The organism is Citromicrobium bathyomarinum (assembly GCF_038594605.1).
GTDB classification, from domain to species: domain Bacteria; phylum Pseudomonadota; class Alphaproteobacteria; order Sphingomonadales; family Sphingomonadaceae; genus Alteriqipengyuania; species Alteriqipengyuania bathyomarina_B.
The window spans coordinates 824,351-841,810 of the sequence record NZ_JBCFZM010000001.1; the positions used below are offsets into that span (position 1 = coordinate 824,351).

Consider the following 17,460-nt stretch of genomic DNA (forward strand, 5'->3'; position numbering starts at 1 on the left):
CGATTTGGCGCTCGTCGGCTACCATTCTTCCGATTTCATCAGGTCCGATGTGCGGGCGATTTCCGCTATGCCGCGCTTACCGTCCGAGCCCCGGCCCAGCTGGACCATCACGTCGATCACACTGGCAGCATAGGCGATGATATCCTTGCGGCTGAGCCCGATGCCGGTCTGCATGACCATCAGCGACAATTGCTCCAGCGCGCCATGCAGCGAGTTGGCGTGCACGGTGGAGAAGCTGCCCGGGTGGCCGGTGTTGATTGCGCGCAGGAAGCTGACGCTTTCTTCCCCGCGCAACTCGCCCAGCACGATCCGGTCGGGCCGTAGGCGAAGCGCGGCCTGGAGCAGCTCGTTGGCGGTCACCTTGGCCTCGCCCAGTTCGCCCTTCACCGCGACCAGCCCCACGCCGTTCTCGCCGGGCAGCTTCAGCTCGGGCGTATCCTCGACCAGCACCACGCGCTGGTCCTTCGGGATTTCGCCGAGCATCGCATTGAGGAAGGTGGTCTTGCCGGTGCTGGTGCCGCCAGAGATCAGGATCGTCTGGCGCTGCAGTATCGCCTCGCGCAGGAACGCGATCGGCTCTGCCTGCGGGTCGGGCATGGCGGGCGCGGCCTGCTTCTTGAGCGGGCCGGTGTCATAGGCGTCGAGCGGCAGGTCCAGCCGCCGGTGGCGACGGATCGCCATGACCCAGTGCCTACGGCTCGCGGGCGGGCCGCAGAACTGTACGCGCGCGCCGTCGGGCAGCGTCGCGCCGAGCAGCGGATGCTCGCGATTGATACCCTGATGGCTGACGCGAGCGACCTGTTCGGCCAGTCGCTGCACGAGAATATCGGTAATCGCGTCGGTCTCGATCCGCTGCATGCCACCGGGCTGCGCCGCATCCTCGACCCACACCTCGCCGGGGCGATTGACGATGATCTCGGTCACCGTGTCACGGTCGAGCCACTGACGGAACGGCGCCAGATAGGCTTCGAGATAGACGCTGCGGCCCGTCGAATCGGTTTGCACCTGCGGGCTGCGCGGTTCGGTCGGCTTCAGGGGTTGGACGTCTGCACCCATGGTCTGCGGTTCGGCGTCGGCCAAGCGCGCCGCCTAGAGGCCCGAAAAGCCGAGGTCGCGCGATACGAATACGCGGATCGGTTCACCGGCCCGCACGCGCACCACAGGGCCAAGCTGGCCGTCCTGCTGCGCCGCCGCAGCCGCCGCCGCCTGCCCACCACCACCGATCACGACCGACGCGCCGCCGGTGCCGATGGCGGATAGCCCGCCGACGACCGACAGCAGCATCGCCGATCCGAAGCGCTGGAAAAAACGGCTGTCGACATCGCCGGGCAGGCCCGTCTTACCGTCGAACCCGACTCCGGGCGATTGCAGGTTCACGCTGACGCCGTCGGGGCGGATCACGCGGGTCCAGATCACATAGGCGCGCTTCTGCCCTGCTTGCAGGCCCGACTGGTACTGACCGATCAGCCGGCTGGAGCGCGGAACCAGCACGTTCTTGCCGTCGAAGCTCTTCACGTCCTGGCTCACGACCGCACGCACATATCCCGGGACATCGGTGTCGATCGCGGTTTCGAGAACCGCAGGGATCAGCGTGCCCTGCGTTATCGTCGTCGAAGGGTTGGTCATCGCGGTGGCCTGCGCCGGACCGCCACCGACCCCGCCCACGCGCGCGGCAAAATCGCCCGCCGAGCTGCCGGTCGTAGCGCCAGCCGTCCCGGGTGCGGCGCCTTCGGGCAGCGCAGCGGCGGGCACGGAGGCAACCGCCTTGCCGGTGGCATCGAAGACCAGCGAGGGGCTGTTATAGGGGTTCGCAGCGGTGCCCGGCGCCATATTGGGGTTGTTCGAATAGACCGGCGACGGCGCCGGGTCGGTCCGGAAGACCGGTTGCTGGGGTGCGTTCGCGGCCGGGGCAACGGGTGCCGGGTCAACGGTGATCTGTGCGGGGCTGGTATCGCGGGCCGCGACAGAAGCGGTGGCGGGCGCGGCTTCCTCGGGCGAAAGGCGCGCGCTGCTCATGCTCCACAGCGTCACGAGGCCGAGCCCGGCGACGATCGCGATCCCTGCGACCATCCCCATCGTGTCGCCGCCGCTCTTCTTGTTCGCGACCGCCGGGAAGGCGCTGCGGCTGGCGAGATCGATGACCTCGGCGCTCTCGCTTTCGCGCGGGTCGTCGTCGCGCGCGTCATTGGCGGCGTTGCCTTGACCATCGCCTTTCCTGGGCGGCATTTTCATCGCGAGGCGCATAATCTTCGCTTCCCTTGTTGGCGTGCCTAGCGGCCGCCGCTGACCGGTCCGCTCGCCGCAGTGGCGCGAACCGGACCATTGTTCACCAGTATTGCCTTTTCGCGACCCGAGCGAAGGATAATCTGCCTGGGCACGCCGTCGACAATCACCGTATCGCCGCGCACGGTCGAATTGACCGGGCCTTCCTCGCCCTCGTAATTCTCGATCAGGATCGCGGGCACGGGACGGTCTTCGTTCCAGCGCAGGTATGTCGAGCGACCGTCGTCATAGATCTCGTCGGGGCGCAATTCGCTCTCCCCTTCGGCAGCCCATTTGAAATTGAGCAACGCCGGATCGATCACCGCGAGCGGATCGGTCGCTGCCGCCAGTTCGAGCGCATTGGCTTCGCCAGCGGCGCTCTCGGCAAGCTGCTCGTCGACCTCTTCGGGCGGAGGCTCGGGATAGGTGAAACGCAGGACATACATCGGCTTGGCACGCGGACTTGCCACCAGATCGAAGAAATAGGTGTGCCGGTTGGTGACCACCGTCATGTTGGTCTGCGCGCTCGGCTCCAGCGGCTTCACGAACAGCAGGTTGGCGCGCTGGTTGGGGGTGACCTGCCATGCGTTGGAATCGCCGATGGCGACATTCTCGATCGACTCGCCGTCGCCGAATTCGATCGTCGCCTGGACCTTGGTCTTACCCTGGATGACCACGACCTCGTCCGGATCGTAGAGCCGTTCGACGAGGCGCGGATCCTGCGCAAGCGCGGGGCTGGCGAGCATGGTCGCAAGGCAGGCGAGCGCTGTCAGTCGCGCGCGAATCATTTCATTTTCTCCGTCTGGCGTGCCCCGATGGAATTGCCCGATGCACTCTTGAACCGGCTGCCGAGGCCGCTCGTGCGCGAGGCCGCCTTGCTAGTTTCGGCACCCTGTCCGTTGCCTGAAGAGGTCGCATAGACCTTGGTCACGCGCACGCCGCCGGTGGCCGAGGAACCGCCGGAGCCTGCGCCACCGCCGGAGTCGTTCGCGGCCCTGGGCGGGGTCGCGGCAACCACGGCGGTGCGGCGCGCGGCGCTCGACTGGGCGGACTGAGCGGTGTGCGCGCTGTTATAGGGATTGGCAGCGGGGGGTGCGGGCGCCGGGGCAGGCATGCTCGAACCGCTGCGCGCTGCGTCCTGCTCGCCATTGGCGAGGCCGAATACGGTCCAGCCGCCGACCATCGTGCCGACCACCTTGAGCACCATCACCATCAACGCGACATGGACCGCGCCAATCATGAAAAAAGCCATCGCGGCGCGGGCCGGAATTTCGCCGGGAATCGCGGTCAGCGCGGCGAGGATCGGGACCGACATTTCGAGCATGATCGATCCGCCCAGCACCGCAAAGAGTGGTGTCAGCGCCATCATCGTCAGGCCCTTGAGCCAGCCGGTAAAAAGCCCGCGCGTCCCTTCGAACAGTGCCAGCACGACGAAGATCGGCCCCAGTGCCACCAGCAGGGCGAGCGCGATACGGGCGGTCACCAGCAGCCCGACCGTGCCGAGCATGAACAGCAGCGCGCCCATCCACAGCATCCCGGCGGGCGAGAAGGTCTCGATATCGGTCTGTCCGGCAGATGCCTGCTGCACGGCGGCGAACACCACATCGACCTTGGTCGCGAAAGTCTGCGTGGCAGAGCCGCTGTCGCCGGTCAGCGCGCTCGCCAGCCAGTCCGGACCGTCGACGAACACGCCCCATACGACCGACTGGTAGGCGACCCAGCTGGTCGCGAAGGTCAGCACCAGACCCAGCGTCAGCATGCGCGGGGTGAGCGCACGTACACCCAGCACCGAACGGCCCGTCAGCAGGTTGATCGCAAAGAACGCGACATACAGCGTCAGGATGATGGTCAGCGCGGTCACCAGAATGCCGCCGGGGGCGAACAGCCGCCCGAAAGTCGCGCCGGTTACTTCGGCGGCGACGCAGTTCACCGCTTCCAGCGCAGCGGCAATACCGCCCGCGGCTTCGGACATCGCCAGATCGCAGGTTCCCGAAGGCGTCATTCGGCGGCCAGCTTGAACGGCAGCACGCTGGCGTCAGGATCATCCCGGGTGCCGCCCGGCCAGGCATGGCCGGTGAGCGCGGGGAACCAGTCGGCGGGATCGTCACCCACCGCCTCGCGCAGCAGGTCGAGCCGGCGCACGCTGCTTTCGCGACCCGACAGGATCGTGAGTACCTCTGGCGCATTCGAGAGGTCCAGCCGCACCACCACACTCGCATCGGGCTGCCGGACGAGGAAGCAGCGGCTGTGCGCCGGCAGCGTGCGGATCAGCGCGAGCTCGTGGCTGGTGAGGCCGAAGCCGTCGCAGTAATCCTCGGGCCGCGCGCGGCTGTTGGGCATGAACACCATCGTCGCGGTCTGTTCGACCAGCGCGGTGGAGATGCGGCTTTCCAGCGCATCGCGCGCGCTCTGCGTGGCGAACCCGACCAGCGCGTTGCGTTTGCGGAGCGTCTTGAGCCAGTCGCGAATGCGCGCGGCGAAGACCTCATCGTCGAGCGCCTTCCAGCCTTCGTCGATCAGGATCATGGTCGGCTCGCCGTCGAGCCGCTCCTCGATCCGGTGGAACAGATACATCATCGTCGGCGTGCGCAGGCGCGGGTTTTCGAGCAGCGCGGTCATGTCGAAGCCGAGCGTCTTGCGCTCCAGATCGAGCTCGTCGGTCTCGTTGTCGAACAGCCAGGCATGCTCGCCGCCGTGAATCCAGGCGGACAGGCGATCGGCGAGGTCGCCCGCCTCGGGCCGACGCGTGCCGCTGAGCAGTTCGCGGAAATTGCGCAACCGGCGCAGGCTCGCATCGTTCTCGTAAGCCGCATCGACCGCGTGGCTGACGGTCTGCAATTCCTCGGGCCCTTCGGCCTTGAGGAGCACGCCGAGCCAATCGCGCAGGAAGGCGCGGTTTGCCGGATTGTCTGGCAGCGAAAGCGGATTGAAGCCGCTGGGTTCGCCCGCATAGATCCGGTCGTAGCGCCCGCCGATCCCGCGCACGAACAGCTCCGCACCGCGGTCCTTGTCGAACAGGATCGTGCGGGGGCTGAACTTCTGCGCCTGCGCGGCGAGGAAGTTCATCACCACGGTCTTGCCCGAACCCGACGGGCCGATGACCGAAAAATTGCCCAGATCGCCGTTGTGGAAGTTGAAGAAAAACGGCGTCGCGCTGGTCGTCTCCAGCAGCGTCACCGCCTCACCCCAGTGGTTGCCCTCGGCTTGGCCGAGCGCGAAGCCGTGCAGCGAACCGAAGCTTGCCATATTGGCGGAAGAGATCATCGCGCGGCGCACGATATATTGCTCATTGCCGGGGAACTGCGCCCAAAAGGCGGGCTCCAGATTGGTATCCTCGCGCACCACGATCGCGCCGGTGTCCGCGAGTGCGGCGGAGCACGCGGCGGTCGCATCGTCGAGCCGGGGCAGCGTGCGCTCGCGCACCAGCACGCTGAGGTGGTGATCGCCGAAGCCGACCGTGCCGTTGCCCAGTGCATCGCGCGCGGCCATCATGTCGTTGCGCTCTGCCTGCGCTTCCTCGTCGACCGAGCGCAGACGCCGGATCGCCAGATCCATCCGCTCGCGCGCGGTGGTCCGCTCCGCCGGGGCGTAGCTTTCCGAAACGACCATTTCGTAGGGCAGCCGCAGGAGGCTATCGAGCAGGCCCGGACTGGTCGCGTCGGGATAGTCTTTCAGGCTGAGCATCGCGGCGAAATCGGGGTCGCCGCTGCCACGCAGCTCCATCGCGTCGATCCCGAAACTCGCCCTGCGATAAGGCAGCATGTGGCCGATATCGCGATCCTCGGCCGGGCGGCGCACGGGCCGCATCTCGCCGTTATAGAGCGCGGAGAGCAGCTCGAGAATCTCGGAATTCACATAGCCTTTGGGCCCGGTGTAATCGCCGAGCATCTCCGCGCCGTAGGGTTGCAGCGAGGCGACGAGGCCTGTCGCAGCGGCGCGAAGCGAGCGCAGGTCTTTCGGATCGACCTCGACCGCGTCCTTCTTGCGGCTGTTAAGCGCCTTGCTCGCCTTCTCGACCCAGCCCGCCTTGCCGCGAGCGGGGCGGCGGATGAGCGTGACGAACTGGTCGTTGATGAACAGCGATCCCGAGCCCAGCCGCTCCTTCCACCGCGCATCGATATGACGTGCGAGCGGGTCGGTGAACTCGGCGTCCAGCTCCACCTCGACCCGCCGCCGGATGACGTGGTGATACATCACGAAGCGGCTATCGAGCGTCGAGCGCAGCATCACCTCGCGCGTCGCGGCATGGGCGTTGAGCGCGTCGGTATCCTCGGTCTCGAACAGCAGGCCGGGCACCTGGATCGCAGTCAGCAGCGATCCGTCGCGCAGCAGCAGCGTGTTCTCGTCCACCAGGCGCGCAAAAGGCAGCCGGTCGCCGACGCGGGCTTCCTTCGCGCTCCAGGCAGCGGCTCCTTTCCATTTGCTCATGCGTCGACCCTCCTAGGTCGGCTTGCTCTCAAGCCGCGTAGCTGTTGCAGCCCCACCGCTTGTAATTCTTGATGCGCGGGCATTTGCTGACCTTGGTGATCCACAGATCGAAGATCCGCGGTTCGCGCATGCAGGCGAAGTATCCGATGCCGTGCATCACAGCAGCGACGGGCAATGCCAGCCAGCTACCGGTGATAAGGAAAACCTCGGTCGTCACACCGATATTGATGATGAAATAGTTGAGCGTCACTCCCCCGAACATCTGCGGGCGGGTCAACGCGCGGTGAACCGGGTGGCGGACAAGTTGATCCATGATGGGTGCCCTCGCTCCCCTGCCCTAGCCTGCGGCGGCCTGGATGCCCGAAACGATCGAGGCCGCGCCAAACAGGATGAACACGCCGATGATCACGGTCGCCCCGAAGCGCCAGTTCATCCGGCCGGTCAGCATCATGAAGCCGACCGCAGCAACCGCCATCACCGCGACCATCGTGGCGACATTGCCCAGCAGCGTGCCCTGCAGCCATGCCAGCGCGTTGACGATCGGGCCCGAGCCCGCCGGGTCGGTCTGCTGCACCTGCGCCAGAGCCACGCTGGGCGAAACCAGCGCGAACAGTGCCGCAATGCGAGAAAGCAGTTTCATTTTCATACCTTTAGTCGTTCCGGGAATGATTGGCGAGACGGCCCATGATGGCCGCCACATAGGCTTGCGTCTCGCGGATGCGCGGCACGCCATTGGCGCGAATGACGCGCCCGGGGCCGGCATTATAGGCTGCGAGTGCTTTTTCGAGATCGCCGTCGAACCGGTCGAGCTGTTCGCGCAGGTAACGCGCCCCGCCCTCCAGATTGGCGAAGGGATCTTTCGGGTCGACGCCAAGGTCGCGCGCGGTGCCCGGCATCAGCTGCGCCAGACCACGGGCTCCTACCGGCGACACGGCGTTTTCACGCCAGCGGCTTTCCTGCCACACCAGCGCTTCGATCAGGCTGGGGCTAAGATCGAACCGGGCCGAAAGCTCTGCGACCTTGGCCTGGTAATGTGCGGGGACGCCGCGCGCGGTCAGGCGCGGATCGGTGGTGACGATCGCGGGCAACCCCTCGACCGCCTGCTTTCCATCCAGCGAGACGATCTGCGCGTCCAGACTGCGGAGCGCGGCAGACTGCGCCGCGGTCAGCTCAAGACCTGCGGCGGGCATGCCTACCCGATGGCCCGCGATCCAGCGCGCGCCATCCTCCGAGATTTCCATAACGTCGGCCCGCGCAGGGGCCGTAAGCAGGGTCAGCATCGCGAATATCGCGAGCCGACCAGATGTCCCGAGAATCATCGAGCCCTCCGTCCTGTCGCCTTGCGCATCATACATGACAGCGCAGTGACAAGCGACTGGATGGTTCCCGCTCGTTATCTCGATTTCGCAACGGCTTGCCGCTGCAACGGACCCGCCATTTAAGGCCGAAACTGCCGGCGCGGCGCGCCGATCAGCGGCTGGCGATCTTGTCCCGGCGGGCCGCGAAATCACCGTTTTCGAGCATCTTCAAACCGTCACGGGCGAGATCCGCCGGATAGACGAAGCGTCCGTCGGTCGTTTCCAGCGTGTAATCCACGCGCATTGCGCGAACCTTCTCGAAAGCGACCCGGGCTGCCTCGGTCTCACCCGCAATGGCCAGTTCGACACCGAGATTGAGCAGCTTCGCGGGATCGGTCTCCGTCTTGACCTGCGCCACCGGCTGCATTTGATCCTGCGTGGCCATCTGCGGGCTCTGCAACATCATTGCACTGGCGATCATTGCCTGAATCATCATGTTCCACTCTCCTGTCTTTCAGGAGTGGATTATGCACTTCAGCCCCAAGATTGCAACAAATCTGTAATATTGTAATATATGAGTCACGTAGGGATTGCGCCGACGCCCCGGTTTCTCTGGCATTGCGGCCATTTGCTGACCGATATAGCACTGTAACAAAGCGCGGCGCACGTACCCGCGCGCCGCACTGCCCGCCCTGCCAGAGATGAGAGTCAGGCGTCCGCAGGACGCTTCTTCTGCAATCCGCTGCGCTTGCAGCTCGCGACCAGATCGCCGTGCTGGTTGAAGGCGCGATGTTCGAAGGTGACGATCCCCGCTTCGGGGCGTGACTTGCTCTCGCGCAGGGCCACGATCTCGGTCTGGATATTGATCGTGTCTCCATGGAAGAGCGGCTTCGGAAAACGCACCTCGTCCCACCCCAGGTTGGCGACGGCCGTGCCCAGCGTCGTGTCGTTGACCGAGATGCCGACCATCACCGACAGCGTGAAGCACGAATTGACGATCCGGGTGCCGAACTCGGTGCCCTTCATGTACTCCTCATCCAAATGCAGTTGCGCCGGATTGTGGGTCATGCAGGTGAACATGACATTGTCCGTCTCGGTCACCGTGCGGCGGATCGGGTGGTCGATCACCTGCCCCACTTCCATATCGTCGAACCAGATCCCGGCCATGTGCATCTCTCCTGCGTTTGTGAGCCTTTGTCGCGGGCCTAGCCATGGGCTGTGAGCGCGCAAACCATTTTCCTACTCGCCAAGAGGTGGTTACTGGACTCGGCTCCATCAGACCGGAGCCTTTCCCCATGCCCCTCATCGAAAGCCTGATCGGCCCCCTCGCCTCGATCGTCGACAAGATCATTCCCGACAAGGAAGCGCGCGCGAAAGCCAAGCTCGAGCTGCTCGCGCTGGAGGGTTCCCATGAACTCAAGCAGATCGAGGCGCGGATGGCTGCGATCGTGGCAGAGGCGCAGTCCGCCGACCCGTGGACCAGCCGCGCAAGGCCCAGCTTCCTCTACGTGATGTATGCGATGATCCTGTTCGCGCTGCCGATGGGCGTGCTCTCTGCTTTCGATGCGCGCATGGCGGTGAACATCGGCAACGGGATGACGGCCTACCTGCGCGGCCTGCCGGAGGAACTCTACGCGCTCTTCGGCACCGGCTACCTCGGCTACACCGCCGCGCGCCAATGGGGGAAGGTCAAGGGGGTGGAACGGTAGGCTCTAGGTTTCAAGTCGGGGTCGGAAGCGGACGGCAAGGTCCGAATCAGGGTTTACGGTCAAGATGTTCCCTCAATGCCAGAACTTCCTTCACCTCTGCATAGGCTCTTTTCCAAGCCGGTTCTGACTTGAAAAGGATCAGGTGCGACACTGACGCTACCTCGCCCTCCGTCATATCGCACCATTCCAGATCATCTTCGCACCAGCGGAGCCGTTTGAGTCTCGCCAGAAGTGCTCCTGTGGGCATCCCTTCAAGCTCTTCACGCGAGAGCGGCGCCAAAGCGCGGGAAATGCCCATACCCTTCTTCATTCGCCACGATTACCGTAGACCACGGATGTCCACAACGGAGTCGTCAGCGGACATGAGCTTTCACCCGCTCGCAGCCCTCGCTAAGACAACGCGATGCCCACCACCCTCTTCATCCTCAACGGCCCGAACCTCAACCTGCTCGGCACGCGCGAGCCGGAGATTTACGGCACTACCACGCTCGCCGAGATCGAGGCGGCGTGTATCGCCAAGGCTCGCGAGCACGGCCTCAGGGTCGACTTCCGACAGACCAACCACGAAGGCACGCTGGTCGACTGGCTGCACGAGGCGCACGCAGGCGGCGCGAAGGCGGTCATCATCAACGCTGCAGCCTATACCCACACCTCGATCGCGCTACTCGATGCCGCCAAGGCGATTACCCCGCCGGTGATCGAGGTGCATCTGTCCGACCCGCAGACTCGCGCGGATTTCCGCCACCGGTCCTTTATCGGGCAGGCGGCGGACCAGTGCTTCAAGGGCAAAGGCCTCGCCTCTTATCTCGAAGCGATCGACGCTGCCGCTGCCCTCTAAACCTTGCATGAACGCGCAGCCGGGAGCATACGCGCCGCTCCCCATTTCACGGATCAAGGTCTTACATGGCAGAAGATAGCCACAAATCCGGTCGCAAGTCGCAGATGAACGTCGACATCACGCTCGTCCGCGAGCTTGCCGAGCTTCTTTCCGAAACCGGCCTCTCCGAAATCGAGGTCGAAGATGGTGATCGCAAGTTGCGTGTCGCGCGCGAATTGCAGGCGACCTACGCCGCGCCCGTGCAGCACGCACAGCCTGCCCCCGCAGCGGCTCCCGCAGCTGTCGATGCGACGCAATCCACCCCTGCCGCCGGGCCGGACCTTTCGAGCGCGGTCCCTTCGCCGATGGTAGGCACGGTCTACCTCGCGCCCGAACCCGGCGCCAAAGACTTCATTTCGGTCGGCGACAAGGTTTCCGAAGGCCAGACCATCCTGATCGTCGAGGCGATGAAGGTGATGAACCCGATCACCGCCCCGCGCGCCGGGACCGTACGCCAGATTCTGGTCGACAATGCCCAGCCGGTCGAGTTCGACCAGCCGCTGGTCGTCATCGACTGAGGACGCAAAGCATGGCCATAACCCGCATCCTGATCGCCAATCGCGGCGAAATCGCGCTGCGCATCCACCGCGCGGCCCACGAGATGGGCATCGAGACGGTTGCTGTGCACTCCACCGCCGATGCCGACGCGATGCACGTGCGGCTCGCCGATCATGCCGTTTGCATCGGCCCGCCCGCTGCCAGCGAGAGCTATCTGAACGTCGCCAACATCATCTCGGCGGCCGAAGTCAGCCAGGCGGATGCGATCCACCCCGGCTATGGTTTCCTGTCGGAAAACGCCAAATTCGCCGAAATCGTGGAGGCGCACGACCTCGCATGGATCGGGCCCAAGCCCGAACATATCCGCACCATGGGCGACAAGGTGACCGCGAAGGCGACGGCAGGCAAATTGGGCCTTCCGTTGGTCCCGGGCAGCCCCGGCGCCGTCGCGACGGTCGAGGAAGCGAAGCGGATCGCCGCCGAAATCGGCTATCCGGTGCTCGTCAAGGCCGCGAGCGGCGGCGGCGGACGCGGCATGAAGGTCGTGCCGAGCGAGGACCTGCTCGAGGGTCTGATGAGCCAGGCCAAGAACGAGGCGAAATCCGCCTTTGGCGACGACACGGTCTATCTCGAGAAATACCTCGGCAATCCGCGCCACATCGAGTTTCAGGTGTTCGGCGATGGCAAAGGCAACGCAATCCATCTGGGCGAGCGCGACTGTTCACTCCAGCGCCGCCACCAGAAGGTGCTCGAGGAAGCGCCGTCGCCCGTTCTTTCGACCGAAGAGCGCAATCGGATGGGCGAAATCTGCGCGCAGGCGATGCGCGACATGGCCTATCGCGGCGCGGGCACGATCGAGTTCCTGTGGGAAAACGGCGAGTTCTTCTTTATCGAGATGAACACCCGCCTGCAGGTCGAGCATCCGGTGACCGAGGCGATCACCGGGGTCGATCTTGTACGCGAGCAGATCCGTATTGCCGAGGGCAAGCCCCTGTCGGTGACGCAGGAGGAAATCGAGTTCAAGGGCCATGCGATCGAGTGCCGGATCAACGCCGAAGACCCGTTCACCTTCGCCCCCTCCCCCGGCAAGGTCAGCTATTACCACTCCGCGGGCGGTATGCATGTGCGCGTCGATAGCGGGCTCTACGCGGGCTATTCGATCCCGCCCTACTATGATTCGATGATCGCAAAGCTGATCGTCTATGGCCGGACCCGCGAGGGCTGCATCATGCGGCTCAAGCGCGCGCTGGAGGAAATGGTCGTCGAAGGTCCCAAGACCAACATCCCGCTCCACCAGGCGCTGCTGAAAGAGCCGGACATCCTCAATGGCGACTATTCGATCAAGTGGCTGGAGGAATGGCTCGCCGAGCGGGAGAGCTAGGCCTCGGTCACGCCGGTTTGCGCGTGTGCCAGCCGCGTATCATGAACGCCTGATAGAACGGAACGGGCTTGGCGAAGCCCGCCTCGCGCCACAGCGCCTCGGTTTCGGCAGGCCCGACCACGCTCAGCGTGTGGCGTAAGGTCTCGCCGAGCGAGGCGAGCGATTCCTCGCTGGCTCCCATCATCGCATGCACCTGCTTCCAGTCTTCGAGCATTTCAGGGAAGCCCGGTGCGTCGAGGTCACAACTGATCTCCGCGCTGACAAAGCGGCCACCCGGGGCCAGGCGGTCGTATATCGCACGATAGAACTCCGGGCGATCTTTGCGCTGGACAAAGTGCGCGACAAGGAGGCTGACGGCCGCGTCGAATTCGTCTCGGGGTGCGTCAGCGACGTATCCTGGCACGAGCTCGCAACGGGCTCCGATTCCGGCCTCATCCAGTCGATGCCGCGCAACCTCCAGCATTTCGGCGGAAGGATCGACACCGACAAACGAAAGATCGGGACGCTCGCTTGCCAGCGCAAAGATATCCGCCCCTGTCCCGACGCCCACGCACAGGACCCTGGCCTGTTCCGGGAGGCTGGAGAGCACAAGCCGCATCTGGAAATGCAGGCAGTCCGAGAGAGGTTTGAGACCCGCGTTGCGCTGGTCGTAAGCTTCCGCCATTTCCTGATTGAAGAAGTCGGACGGTCTGAAGGAAGCGTGCTTATTCATGATACCTTGTATCATAGGCAGCTCGCTTCTGCCATTCAAGCGCGCTGTCCCGCTAAATCGCAAACATGTCCGGTCGCTCGGATCCGCCCCTAGTCGAAGGTAAAACCCGCCGCCTTGGCTTCTGCGATCACTTCCTCGCCCGTCTGTCGCAGATGATCGCCTTCGATCCGGCACCAGGCGGCACGCTCGTTGACGAAGATTTCTTTCTCGATCGCGTGGCCGGCGGCCTCATCGAACAGGCCCGCAGAAAAGCTGCGTCCACCGGTCGGCAGGAAACGATACCACAAGTTGCTGCCGCATCGGGAACAGAAGGCGCGTTCGGCCCACTCGCTCGAGCGATAGACCCCTATCGACTCCTCTCCGTCAATCTCCGCCTTTTCACCGGTTTGCGCAGAGTAGAATGACCCGGCCCAGCGGCGGCACATGGCGCACTGGCATATCTCGATCTCACGCGCCGGATCGGTGAGCACGATCTGAACCGCGCCACAAAGGCAGTGACCGGAAAGGGAGGGCGCCCGGGTCATGCCGTAGCCCTGCCTACTTGAGCGGAACGCCCGGCGTATATTTGCTGGTGCGGATTGTCAGCGAAGTCTTCACCGAGGCCACGTTGGGTGCGGGCGTCAGCTTGCTGGTCAGAAATTCCTGGAAGCTCTGCAGGTCGCGGCTGACGATCTTCAAAATGAAATCGATCTCGCCGTTGAGCATGTGGACCTCGCGCACTTCGTCGAGGTCCTGCATCGCGGCTTCGAACTCGCGCAGCGATTCTTCCGCCTGGCTCTTCAGGCTGACCATCGCAAACACCACGATCGCGAAGCCAAGCTTCGACGGTTCGAGATCGGCATGGTAGCCACGAATCACGCCCATATCTTCCAGCGCGCGCACCCGGCGAAGGCATGGCGGCGCGGTCAGCCCGACGCGGCGTGCCAGTTCCACGTTCGTGACACGCCCTTCGGCCTGCAATTCCTGCAGCAACTGGCGATCGATCTCATCAAGATTGGCCACGGCCACCCCTCTCGCAACAAATCAACGTCCCTGAAGCCATCCACGCGATTCCTGAAAGGATCATCTTTGTAAATAATTCGAACGGCTAACATTATTGTTCATGACAGCGAATGTCCCGCTTTGCAACGTGGGGACTGACTGTCATTCCTACGCCGTGTTAAAGGGTTATGAACCATCCACGTCGTGCCGCGAGGGTCGGCGAAATACCCCCTACCGCGTAAGATCCTTCTCGCCGGAGCCTGCCACCGCAAACCCTATGCAATTCGACGATCGCCTCGCCACAGTTCTGCGCCACAAGGCGAGTGCAAATGCGGGCGCGCGCACGCAATATCGGCAGCTGCTCGACCTGCTCGGCAGTCCGCGCGAAGGGCGCGACCCCAGCCTCCTGGCTGCCGCACGCCTGCGCCTCGATTCACTGGCCGACGTTATTTCCGTACGCGAACGTGCCGAGATCGTGCGCGAACAGGGGCGACGGATGAACGATCCGGCACTGGTCGCCCAGTTTGCCGAGGCCGAGCCCGACATTGCCTGCGCCACGCTCTCCACCGCCCGCCTGACCGAGGATCAGTGGCTGCGGCTGATCCCCGAGCTTCCGGTTCGCGCGCGCGGTTTCCTGCGGCTGCGGAGCGATCTGCCCGAGGAGGTGGAGGCGCTGCTGGAGCGACTCGGCGTGCGCGACCGCGCCCTGCCCCTGCCGCCGTCGCCCGAACCTCTGGTCGAAGACCGCCGCGAGGAACCTGCCCCGGCGCCGACCCGCAATCCCGAGCCGAACGAAGACCATATCGTCGATGGCGAGTATACCGAGGTCGAAGATCCCGAGGGTGACGACAAAGCGGTCGAGAACGAGCCTGAACCTCTACCCGAGTCGGCGCCCGAACCGGCTGCGGAAGAGCCCGAACCGCTTGCGGCGACGGGTGCTGCCGCTGCAGTTGCGGCCGCCGCAGGAACGGTCGCTGCCGGGATGGCCGCTTCGCAACCTTCTCCGCAAGCCGACACGCCTGAGCAGCCGCAGCCACAGCCGCAGAGCGAAATTGCAGCGCTGCGCCAGCGGATCGACGCATTCCAGCGGTCGCGCGAAGATCGCGGCCGGTCGCCCGCGCAAGAGCCTGCCGCAGACCATGCGGCACCCACCCTGCCCTTCGCCGATGCCAGCACCGGTCAGGAGGAACTGACCGGCTTCGGCTTCGCCACCGACACCGCCGGCGTGATCGACTGGGCAGACAGTTTCGCGGCCTCGCGCGTGCTCTACCTTTCCTTGCCCAGCATCTTGCCCGAAGAATTCTCCGAAGCGATCGAGCGGCAGCAGCCGCTGCACGGCGTTGATGTGACTTTGGAAGGCGGCCCCGCCATTGCCGGCGCATGGGTGCTCGACGCACAGCCGCGCTTTTCCAGCCCCGACGGGCGTTTCCTCGGCTTTGCAGGCGGGATGCGCCGCGCGCTGGAAGCCGAAGAGCCGGGCAATCAGAGCGATCGGCTGCGCCAGTTGCTTCACGAACTGCGTACGCCGGTGAACGCGATCCAGGGTTTTGCCGAAGTCATCCAGCAGCAGGTCGTTGGCCCCGTCCCGCACGATTACCGCGCGCTCGCCGCCGGTATCGCGGGCGACAGTGCGCGAATGCTGGCCGGGTTCGACGATCTGGAACGCCTTTCGCGTCTCGAAAGCGGTCGTCTGCGCCCGACCAGCGGCGACGCCGACCTTGCCGCGATCTTCCGGCAGCACCTCTCCCAGCTTCTCCCGTTGCTGCAACCGCGCAATGCAGGCTTCGTCGCGACGCTGGGCGGCAGTTGCCGGGTCGATCTCGCCAAGCCCGAGGCCGAGCTGCTGAGCTGGCGCATTCTGGCGACGCTGGGGTCCGCCGCCGCGCCGAGCGAGAAGCTGGCCCTTACGCTCGACCATGAAACCGGCCCCGGCGGCAACACCGCGCAGTTCGTCGCCGACCTGCCCGCATCGCTGAACGGCAGCGAGGATATCTTCGCCGCCCGGGGCAAGCCGCTCTCGGTTGCGATCAGCGCCGGGCCGTTCGGCCCCGGCTTCGCATTGCGGCTCGCCAGGGCGGAAGCGCGTGCGATCGGGGGCAGCCTGCGCCGCGAGAATAGGCGGTTGATACTCACGCTGCCCGCTTTGACCACGCAGATACCCGCCGCTACCGAGGCGAAAGGGGTTCCCGAACACGCGGTCTAACTGCGGGAGCGGTGCCCGGATCGGACGGGGCCAGGACCAATGCTGATATTGCCACAAGCAGAGCAGGAAGCGCGCTTTGCGCCCGGGTTCGCGCCCGCCTCTCTCCTCACGGTCGATACCGAGGAAGGCTTCGACTGGAACGGGCCTTTCACCCGCGACCGGCACGATCTCCACCATCTCGACCGCTTGCCCCGGTTTCAGTCCTTCTGCGAGGAGCTGGGAGTCTCGCCGGTCTATCTGGTGGACTGGCCAATCGTGCAGTCTGCCAAGGCGAAGGCGATCATCGGCGATGCGGTGGCACGCGGTACGGCCGAGGTCGGCGTACAGCTGCATCCGTGGGTCAATCCGCCGTTCGACGAAGAGGTGACCACGCGCAATTCCTTTGCCGGCAACCTTCCTCCCGAGCTTGAACGCGCCAAGTTCGTGGCCCTGCGCGACGCGATCGAGGAAACCTATGGCACCGCGCCGATCATTTACCGGGCAGGCCGCTATGGCCTCGGCCCGGCGACCAAGGCGATCCTGCATGATTGCGGTGTGGTGATCGATAGCTCGGTGCGCGCGCTCTACGATTACTCGCCCGGCGAAGGCGGCGATTACAGCGCTTTTCCGAACCGCCCGTACTGGGTCGCTGGCGAGAAGCCGCTGCTCGAACTGCCGCTCACGACGATTTATCGCGGCTTGCTCGCGCGCAAGGGCACCGCGCTGTTTCCTCGTCTGGCGAAAGTGCCCCACGGCGCAGGGATCGCCGCGCGCGCAGGTTTGCTCGAACGCATTGCGCTGACGCCCGAAGGCACACCGCTGCGCGACGCGATCCACGCGGTCGACACCGCGCTGGACAATGGGCTGCCGTTGCTCGTGCTCTCGTTCCACAGCCCCTCGCTCGCGCCGGGCAATACGCCCTATGTGCATGACGAGCGCGAATTGGACGCGCTGTATGATTGGCTGCGCGGAATCTACGCACACATGGCAAGCCGCAACGTCTCGCCGACCACGGTGAAGCAGGTGTGGGACGCGGCGCAGCAAGCATGATGCGCAGTGCTGATGCGCACTGTCTGCTTGCGAATGGTGCGCATCGCGGCTAGCGGCTTGCGCTTGCGATGGCATCGTCCCG

General features: G+C 64.9%; 20 protein-coding genes. 6 read left to right on the plus strand and 14 right to left on the minus strand.

From position 1 onward, the window contains the following. Positions 1-18: 18 nt before the first annotated feature. From virB11 to AAG612_RS04010, 10 genes are all read right to left on the minus strand, one after another. A complete protein-coding gene (gene virB11 / locus AAG612_RS03965) occupies positions 19-1,056 on the minus strand; it encodes a P-type DNA transfer ATPase VirB11 (RefSeq protein WP_425341838.1) in 1,038 nt (345 codons plus the stop codon). A 33-nt stretch (positions 1,057-1,089) separates the two neighbouring features. After that, on the minus strand, positions 1,090-2,232 hold the full coding sequence (locus tag AAG612_RS03970) for a TrbI/VirB10 family protein (protein WP_342507432.1): 1,143 nt from the start codon (positions 2,230-2,232) through the stop codon (positions 1,090-1,092). 38 nt (positions 2,233-2,270) lie between these two features. Further along, the gene (locus AAG612_RS03975; RefSeq protein ID WP_342507433.1) at positions 2,271-3,050 is read right to left on the minus strand and encodes a TrbG/VirB9 family P-type conjugative transfer protein; all 780 of its coding nucleotides are present in this window, start codon (positions 3,048-3,050) and stop codon (positions 2,271-2,273) included. Continuing rightward, positions 3,047-4,264 (minus strand): TrbL/VirB6 family protein, encoded by a 1,218-nt coding sequence (locus AAG612_RS03980; protein ID WP_342507435.1) that lies wholly within the window; start codon positions 4,262-4,264, stop codon positions 3,047-3,049. The genes AAG612_RS03975 and AAG612_RS03980 overlap by 4 nt, the downstream gene beginning before the upstream one ends. Beyond that, positions 4,261-6,690, minus strand: a complete 2,430-nt coding sequence (locus AAG612_RS03985; protein ID WP_342507437.1) for a VirB4 family type IV secretion/conjugal transfer ATPase — start codon at positions 6,688-6,690, stop codon at positions 4,261-4,263. Before AAG612_RS03985 ends, AAG612_RS03980 begins: the two co-directional genes overlap by 4 nt. Before the next feature lie 28 nt (positions 6,691-6,718). Further along, complete coding sequence (locus tag AAG612_RS03990) at positions 6,719-7,003, minus strand: VirB3 family type IV secretion system protein (protein WP_342507439.1); 285 nt, start codon at positions 7,001-7,003, stop codon at positions 6,719-6,721. Positions 7,004-7,027: 24 nt separating this feature from the next. Continuing rightward, positions 7,028-7,336: a TrbC/VirB2 family type IV secretion system protein gene (locus AAG612_RS03995; protein ID WP_342507441.1), complete on the minus strand. Its 309-nt coding sequence runs from the start codon at positions 7,334-7,336 to the stop codon at positions 7,028-7,030. Between the two features lie 4 nt (positions 7,337-7,340). Beyond that, complete coding sequence (locus tag AAG612_RS04000) at positions 7,341-8,009, minus strand: lytic transglycosylase domain-containing protein (protein ID WP_342507443.1); 669 nt, start codon at positions 8,007-8,009, stop codon at positions 7,341-7,343. A gap of 151 nt (positions 8,010-8,160) precedes the next feature. Further along, positions 8,161-8,484 carry a hypothetical protein gene (locus AAG612_RS04005; RefSeq protein ID WP_342507445.1) on the minus strand — a complete coding sequence of 108 codons (324 nt, stop codon included), beginning with the start codon at positions 8,482-8,484 and terminating at the stop codon, positions 8,161-8,163. A 212-nt stretch (positions 8,485-8,696) separates the two neighbouring features. Beyond that, positions 8,697-9,155: a MaoC family dehydratase gene (locus tag AAG612_RS04010; RefSeq protein ID WP_342507448.1), complete on the minus strand. Its 459-nt coding sequence runs from the start codon at positions 9,153-9,155 to the stop codon at positions 8,697-8,699. A 128-nt stretch (positions 9,156-9,283) separates the two neighbouring features. On the opposite strand from AAG612_RS04010, the gene AAG612_RS04015 reads away from it, so the two are divergent. Then, positions 9,284-9,697, plus strand: a complete 414-nt coding sequence (locus AAG612_RS04015) for a holin family protein (RefSeq protein WP_342507451.1) — start codon at positions 9,284-9,286, stop codon at positions 9,695-9,697. Between the two features lie 46 nt (positions 9,698-9,743). Here AAG612_RS04015 and AAG612_RS04020 read toward each other — a convergent pair whose 3' ends face one another. Next, positions 9,744-10,007 carry a hypothetical protein gene (locus AAG612_RS04020; protein ID WP_342507453.1) on the minus strand — a complete coding sequence of 88 codons (264 nt, stop codon included), beginning with the start codon at positions 10,005-10,007 and terminating at the stop codon, positions 9,744-9,746. Positions 10,008-10,100: 93 nt separating this feature from the next. Between AAG612_RS04020 and AAG612_RS04025 the strand changes: the two genes are divergently transcribed. From AAG612_RS04025 to accC, 3 genes are all read left to right on the plus strand, one after another. After that, positions 10,101-10,535 carry a type II 3-dehydroquinate dehydratase gene (locus AAG612_RS04025; RefSeq protein WP_342507455.1) on the plus strand — a complete coding sequence of 145 codons (435 nt, stop codon included), beginning with the start codon at positions 10,101-10,103 and terminating at the stop codon, positions 10,533-10,535. Between the two features lie 65 nt (positions 10,536-10,600). Beyond that, on the plus strand, positions 10,601-11,092 hold the full coding sequence (gene accB, locus AAG612_RS04030) for an acetyl-CoA carboxylase biotin carboxyl carrier protein (protein ID WP_342507457.1): 492 nt from the start codon (positions 10,601-10,603) through the stop codon (positions 11,090-11,092). Between the two features lie 11 nt (positions 11,093-11,103). Beyond that, positions 11,104-12,453, plus strand: a complete 1,350-nt coding sequence (gene accC / locus AAG612_RS04035) for an acetyl-CoA carboxylase biotin carboxylase subunit (protein ID WP_342507460.1) — start codon at positions 11,104-11,106, stop codon at positions 12,451-12,453. 7 nt (positions 12,454-12,460) lie between these two features. Here the strand turns inward: accC and AAG612_RS04040 are convergent, their stop codons facing one another. Genes AAG612_RS04040 through AAG612_RS04050 form a run of 3 tightly spaced genes read right to left on the minus strand, consistent with a single transcriptional unit; the run spans position 12,461 to position 14,167 of the window. Next, the gene (locus AAG612_RS04040) at positions 12,461-13,204 is read right to left on the minus strand and encodes a class I SAM-dependent methyltransferase (RefSeq protein WP_342507462.1); all 744 of its coding nucleotides are present in this window, start codon (positions 13,202-13,204) and stop codon (positions 12,461-12,463) included. Between the two features lie 50 nt (positions 13,205-13,254). After that, complete coding sequence (locus tag AAG612_RS04045; protein WP_342507464.1) at positions 13,255-13,689, minus strand: GFA family protein; 435 nt, start codon at positions 13,687-13,689, stop codon at positions 13,255-13,257. A 13-nt stretch (positions 13,690-13,702) separates the two neighbouring features. Continuing rightward, positions 13,703-14,167 carry an Lrp/AsnC family transcriptional regulator gene (locus AAG612_RS04050; protein WP_342507466.1) on the minus strand — a complete coding sequence of 155 codons (465 nt, stop codon included), beginning with the start codon at positions 14,165-14,167 and terminating at the stop codon, positions 13,703-13,705. 256 nt (positions 14,168-14,423) lie between these two features. On the opposite strand from AAG612_RS04050, the gene AAG612_RS04055 reads away from it, so the two are divergent. Together AAG612_RS04055 and AAG612_RS04060 are read left to right on the plus strand one after the other, a co-directional pair. Continuing rightward, positions 14,424-16,349 (plus strand): sensor histidine kinase, encoded by a 1,926-nt coding sequence (locus AAG612_RS04055; protein WP_342507468.1) that lies wholly within the window; start codon positions 14,424-14,426, stop codon positions 16,347-16,349. Positions 16,350-16,388: 39 nt separating this feature from the next. Continuing rightward, positions 16,389-17,378, plus strand: a complete 990-nt coding sequence (locus AAG612_RS04060; protein ID WP_342507470.1) for a polysaccharide deacetylase family protein — start codon at positions 16,389-16,391, stop codon at positions 17,376-17,378. The last annotated feature ends 82 nt before the right edge of the window (positions 17,379-17,460 follow it).

Excerpts from the sequence above, each read along its gene's own strand:
- virB11 (WP_425341838.1), bottom strand. The coding sequence starts at position 1,056 with ATGGGTGCAGACGTCCAACCCCTGAAGCCGACCGAACCGCGCAGCCCG.
- AAG612_RS03970 (WP_342507432.1), bottom strand. The coding sequence starts at position 2,232 with ATGAAAATGCCGCCCAGGAAAGGCGATGGTCAAGGCAACGCCGCCAAT.
- AAG612_RS03975 (WP_342507433.1), bottom strand. The coding sequence starts at position 3,050 with ATGATTCGCGCGCGACTGACAGCGCTCGCCTGCCTTGCGACCATGCTC.
- AAG612_RS03980 (WP_342507435.1), bottom strand. The coding sequence starts at position 4,264 with ATGACGCCTTCGGGAACCTGCGATCTGGCGATGTCCGAAGCCGCGGGC.
- AAG612_RS03985 (WP_342507437.1), bottom strand. The coding sequence starts at position 6,690 with ATGAGCAAATGGAAAGGAGCCGCTGCCTGGAGCGCGAAGGAAGCCCGC.
- AAG612_RS03990 (WP_342507439.1), bottom strand. The coding sequence starts at position 7,003 with ATGGATCAACTTGTCCGCCACCCGGTTCACCGCGCGTTGACCCGCCCG.
- AAG612_RS03995 (WP_342507441.1), bottom strand. The coding sequence starts at position 7,336 with ATGAAAATGAAACTGCTTTCTCGCATTGCGGCACTGTTCGCGCTGGTT.
- AAG612_RS04000 (WP_342507443.1), bottom strand. The coding sequence starts at position 8,009 with ATGATTCTCGGGACATCTGGTCGGCTCGCGATATTCGCGATGCTGACC.
- AAG612_RS04005 (WP_342507445.1), bottom strand. The coding sequence starts at position 8,484 with ATGATGATTCAGGCAATGATCGCCAGTGCAATGATGTTGCAGAGCCCG.
- AAG612_RS04010 (WP_342507448.1), bottom strand. The coding sequence starts at position 9,155 with ATGGCCGGGATCTGGTTCGACGATATGGAAGTGGGGCAGGTGATCGAC.
- AAG612_RS04015 (WP_342507451.1), top strand. The coding sequence starts at position 9,284 with ATGCCCCTCATCGAAAGCCTGATCGGCCCCCTCGCCTCGATCGTCGAC.
- AAG612_RS04020 (WP_342507453.1), bottom strand. The coding sequence starts at position 10,007 with ATGAAGAAGGGTATGGGCATTTCCCGCGCTTTGGCGCCGCTCTCGCGT.
- AAG612_RS04025 (WP_342507455.1), top strand. The coding sequence starts at position 10,101 with ATGCCCACCACCCTCTTCATCCTCAACGGCCCGAACCTCAACCTGCTC.
- accB (WP_342507457.1), top strand. The coding sequence starts at position 10,601 with ATGGCAGAAGATAGCCACAAATCCGGTCGCAAGTCGCAGATGAACGTC.
- accC (WP_342507460.1), top strand. The coding sequence starts at position 11,104 with ATGGCCATAACCCGCATCCTGATCGCCAATCGCGGCGAAATCGCGCTG.
- AAG612_RS04045 (WP_342507464.1), bottom strand. The coding sequence starts at position 13,689 with ATGACCCGGGCGCCCTCCCTTTCCGGTCACTGCCTTTGTGGCGCGGTT.
- AAG612_RS04055 (WP_342507468.1), top strand. The coding sequence starts at position 14,424 with ATGCAATTCGACGATCGCCTCGCCACAGTTCTGCGCCACAAGGCGAGT.
- AAG612_RS04060 (WP_342507470.1), top strand. The coding sequence starts at position 16,389 with ATGCTGATATTGCCACAAGCAGAGCAGGAAGCGCGCTTTGCGCCCGGG.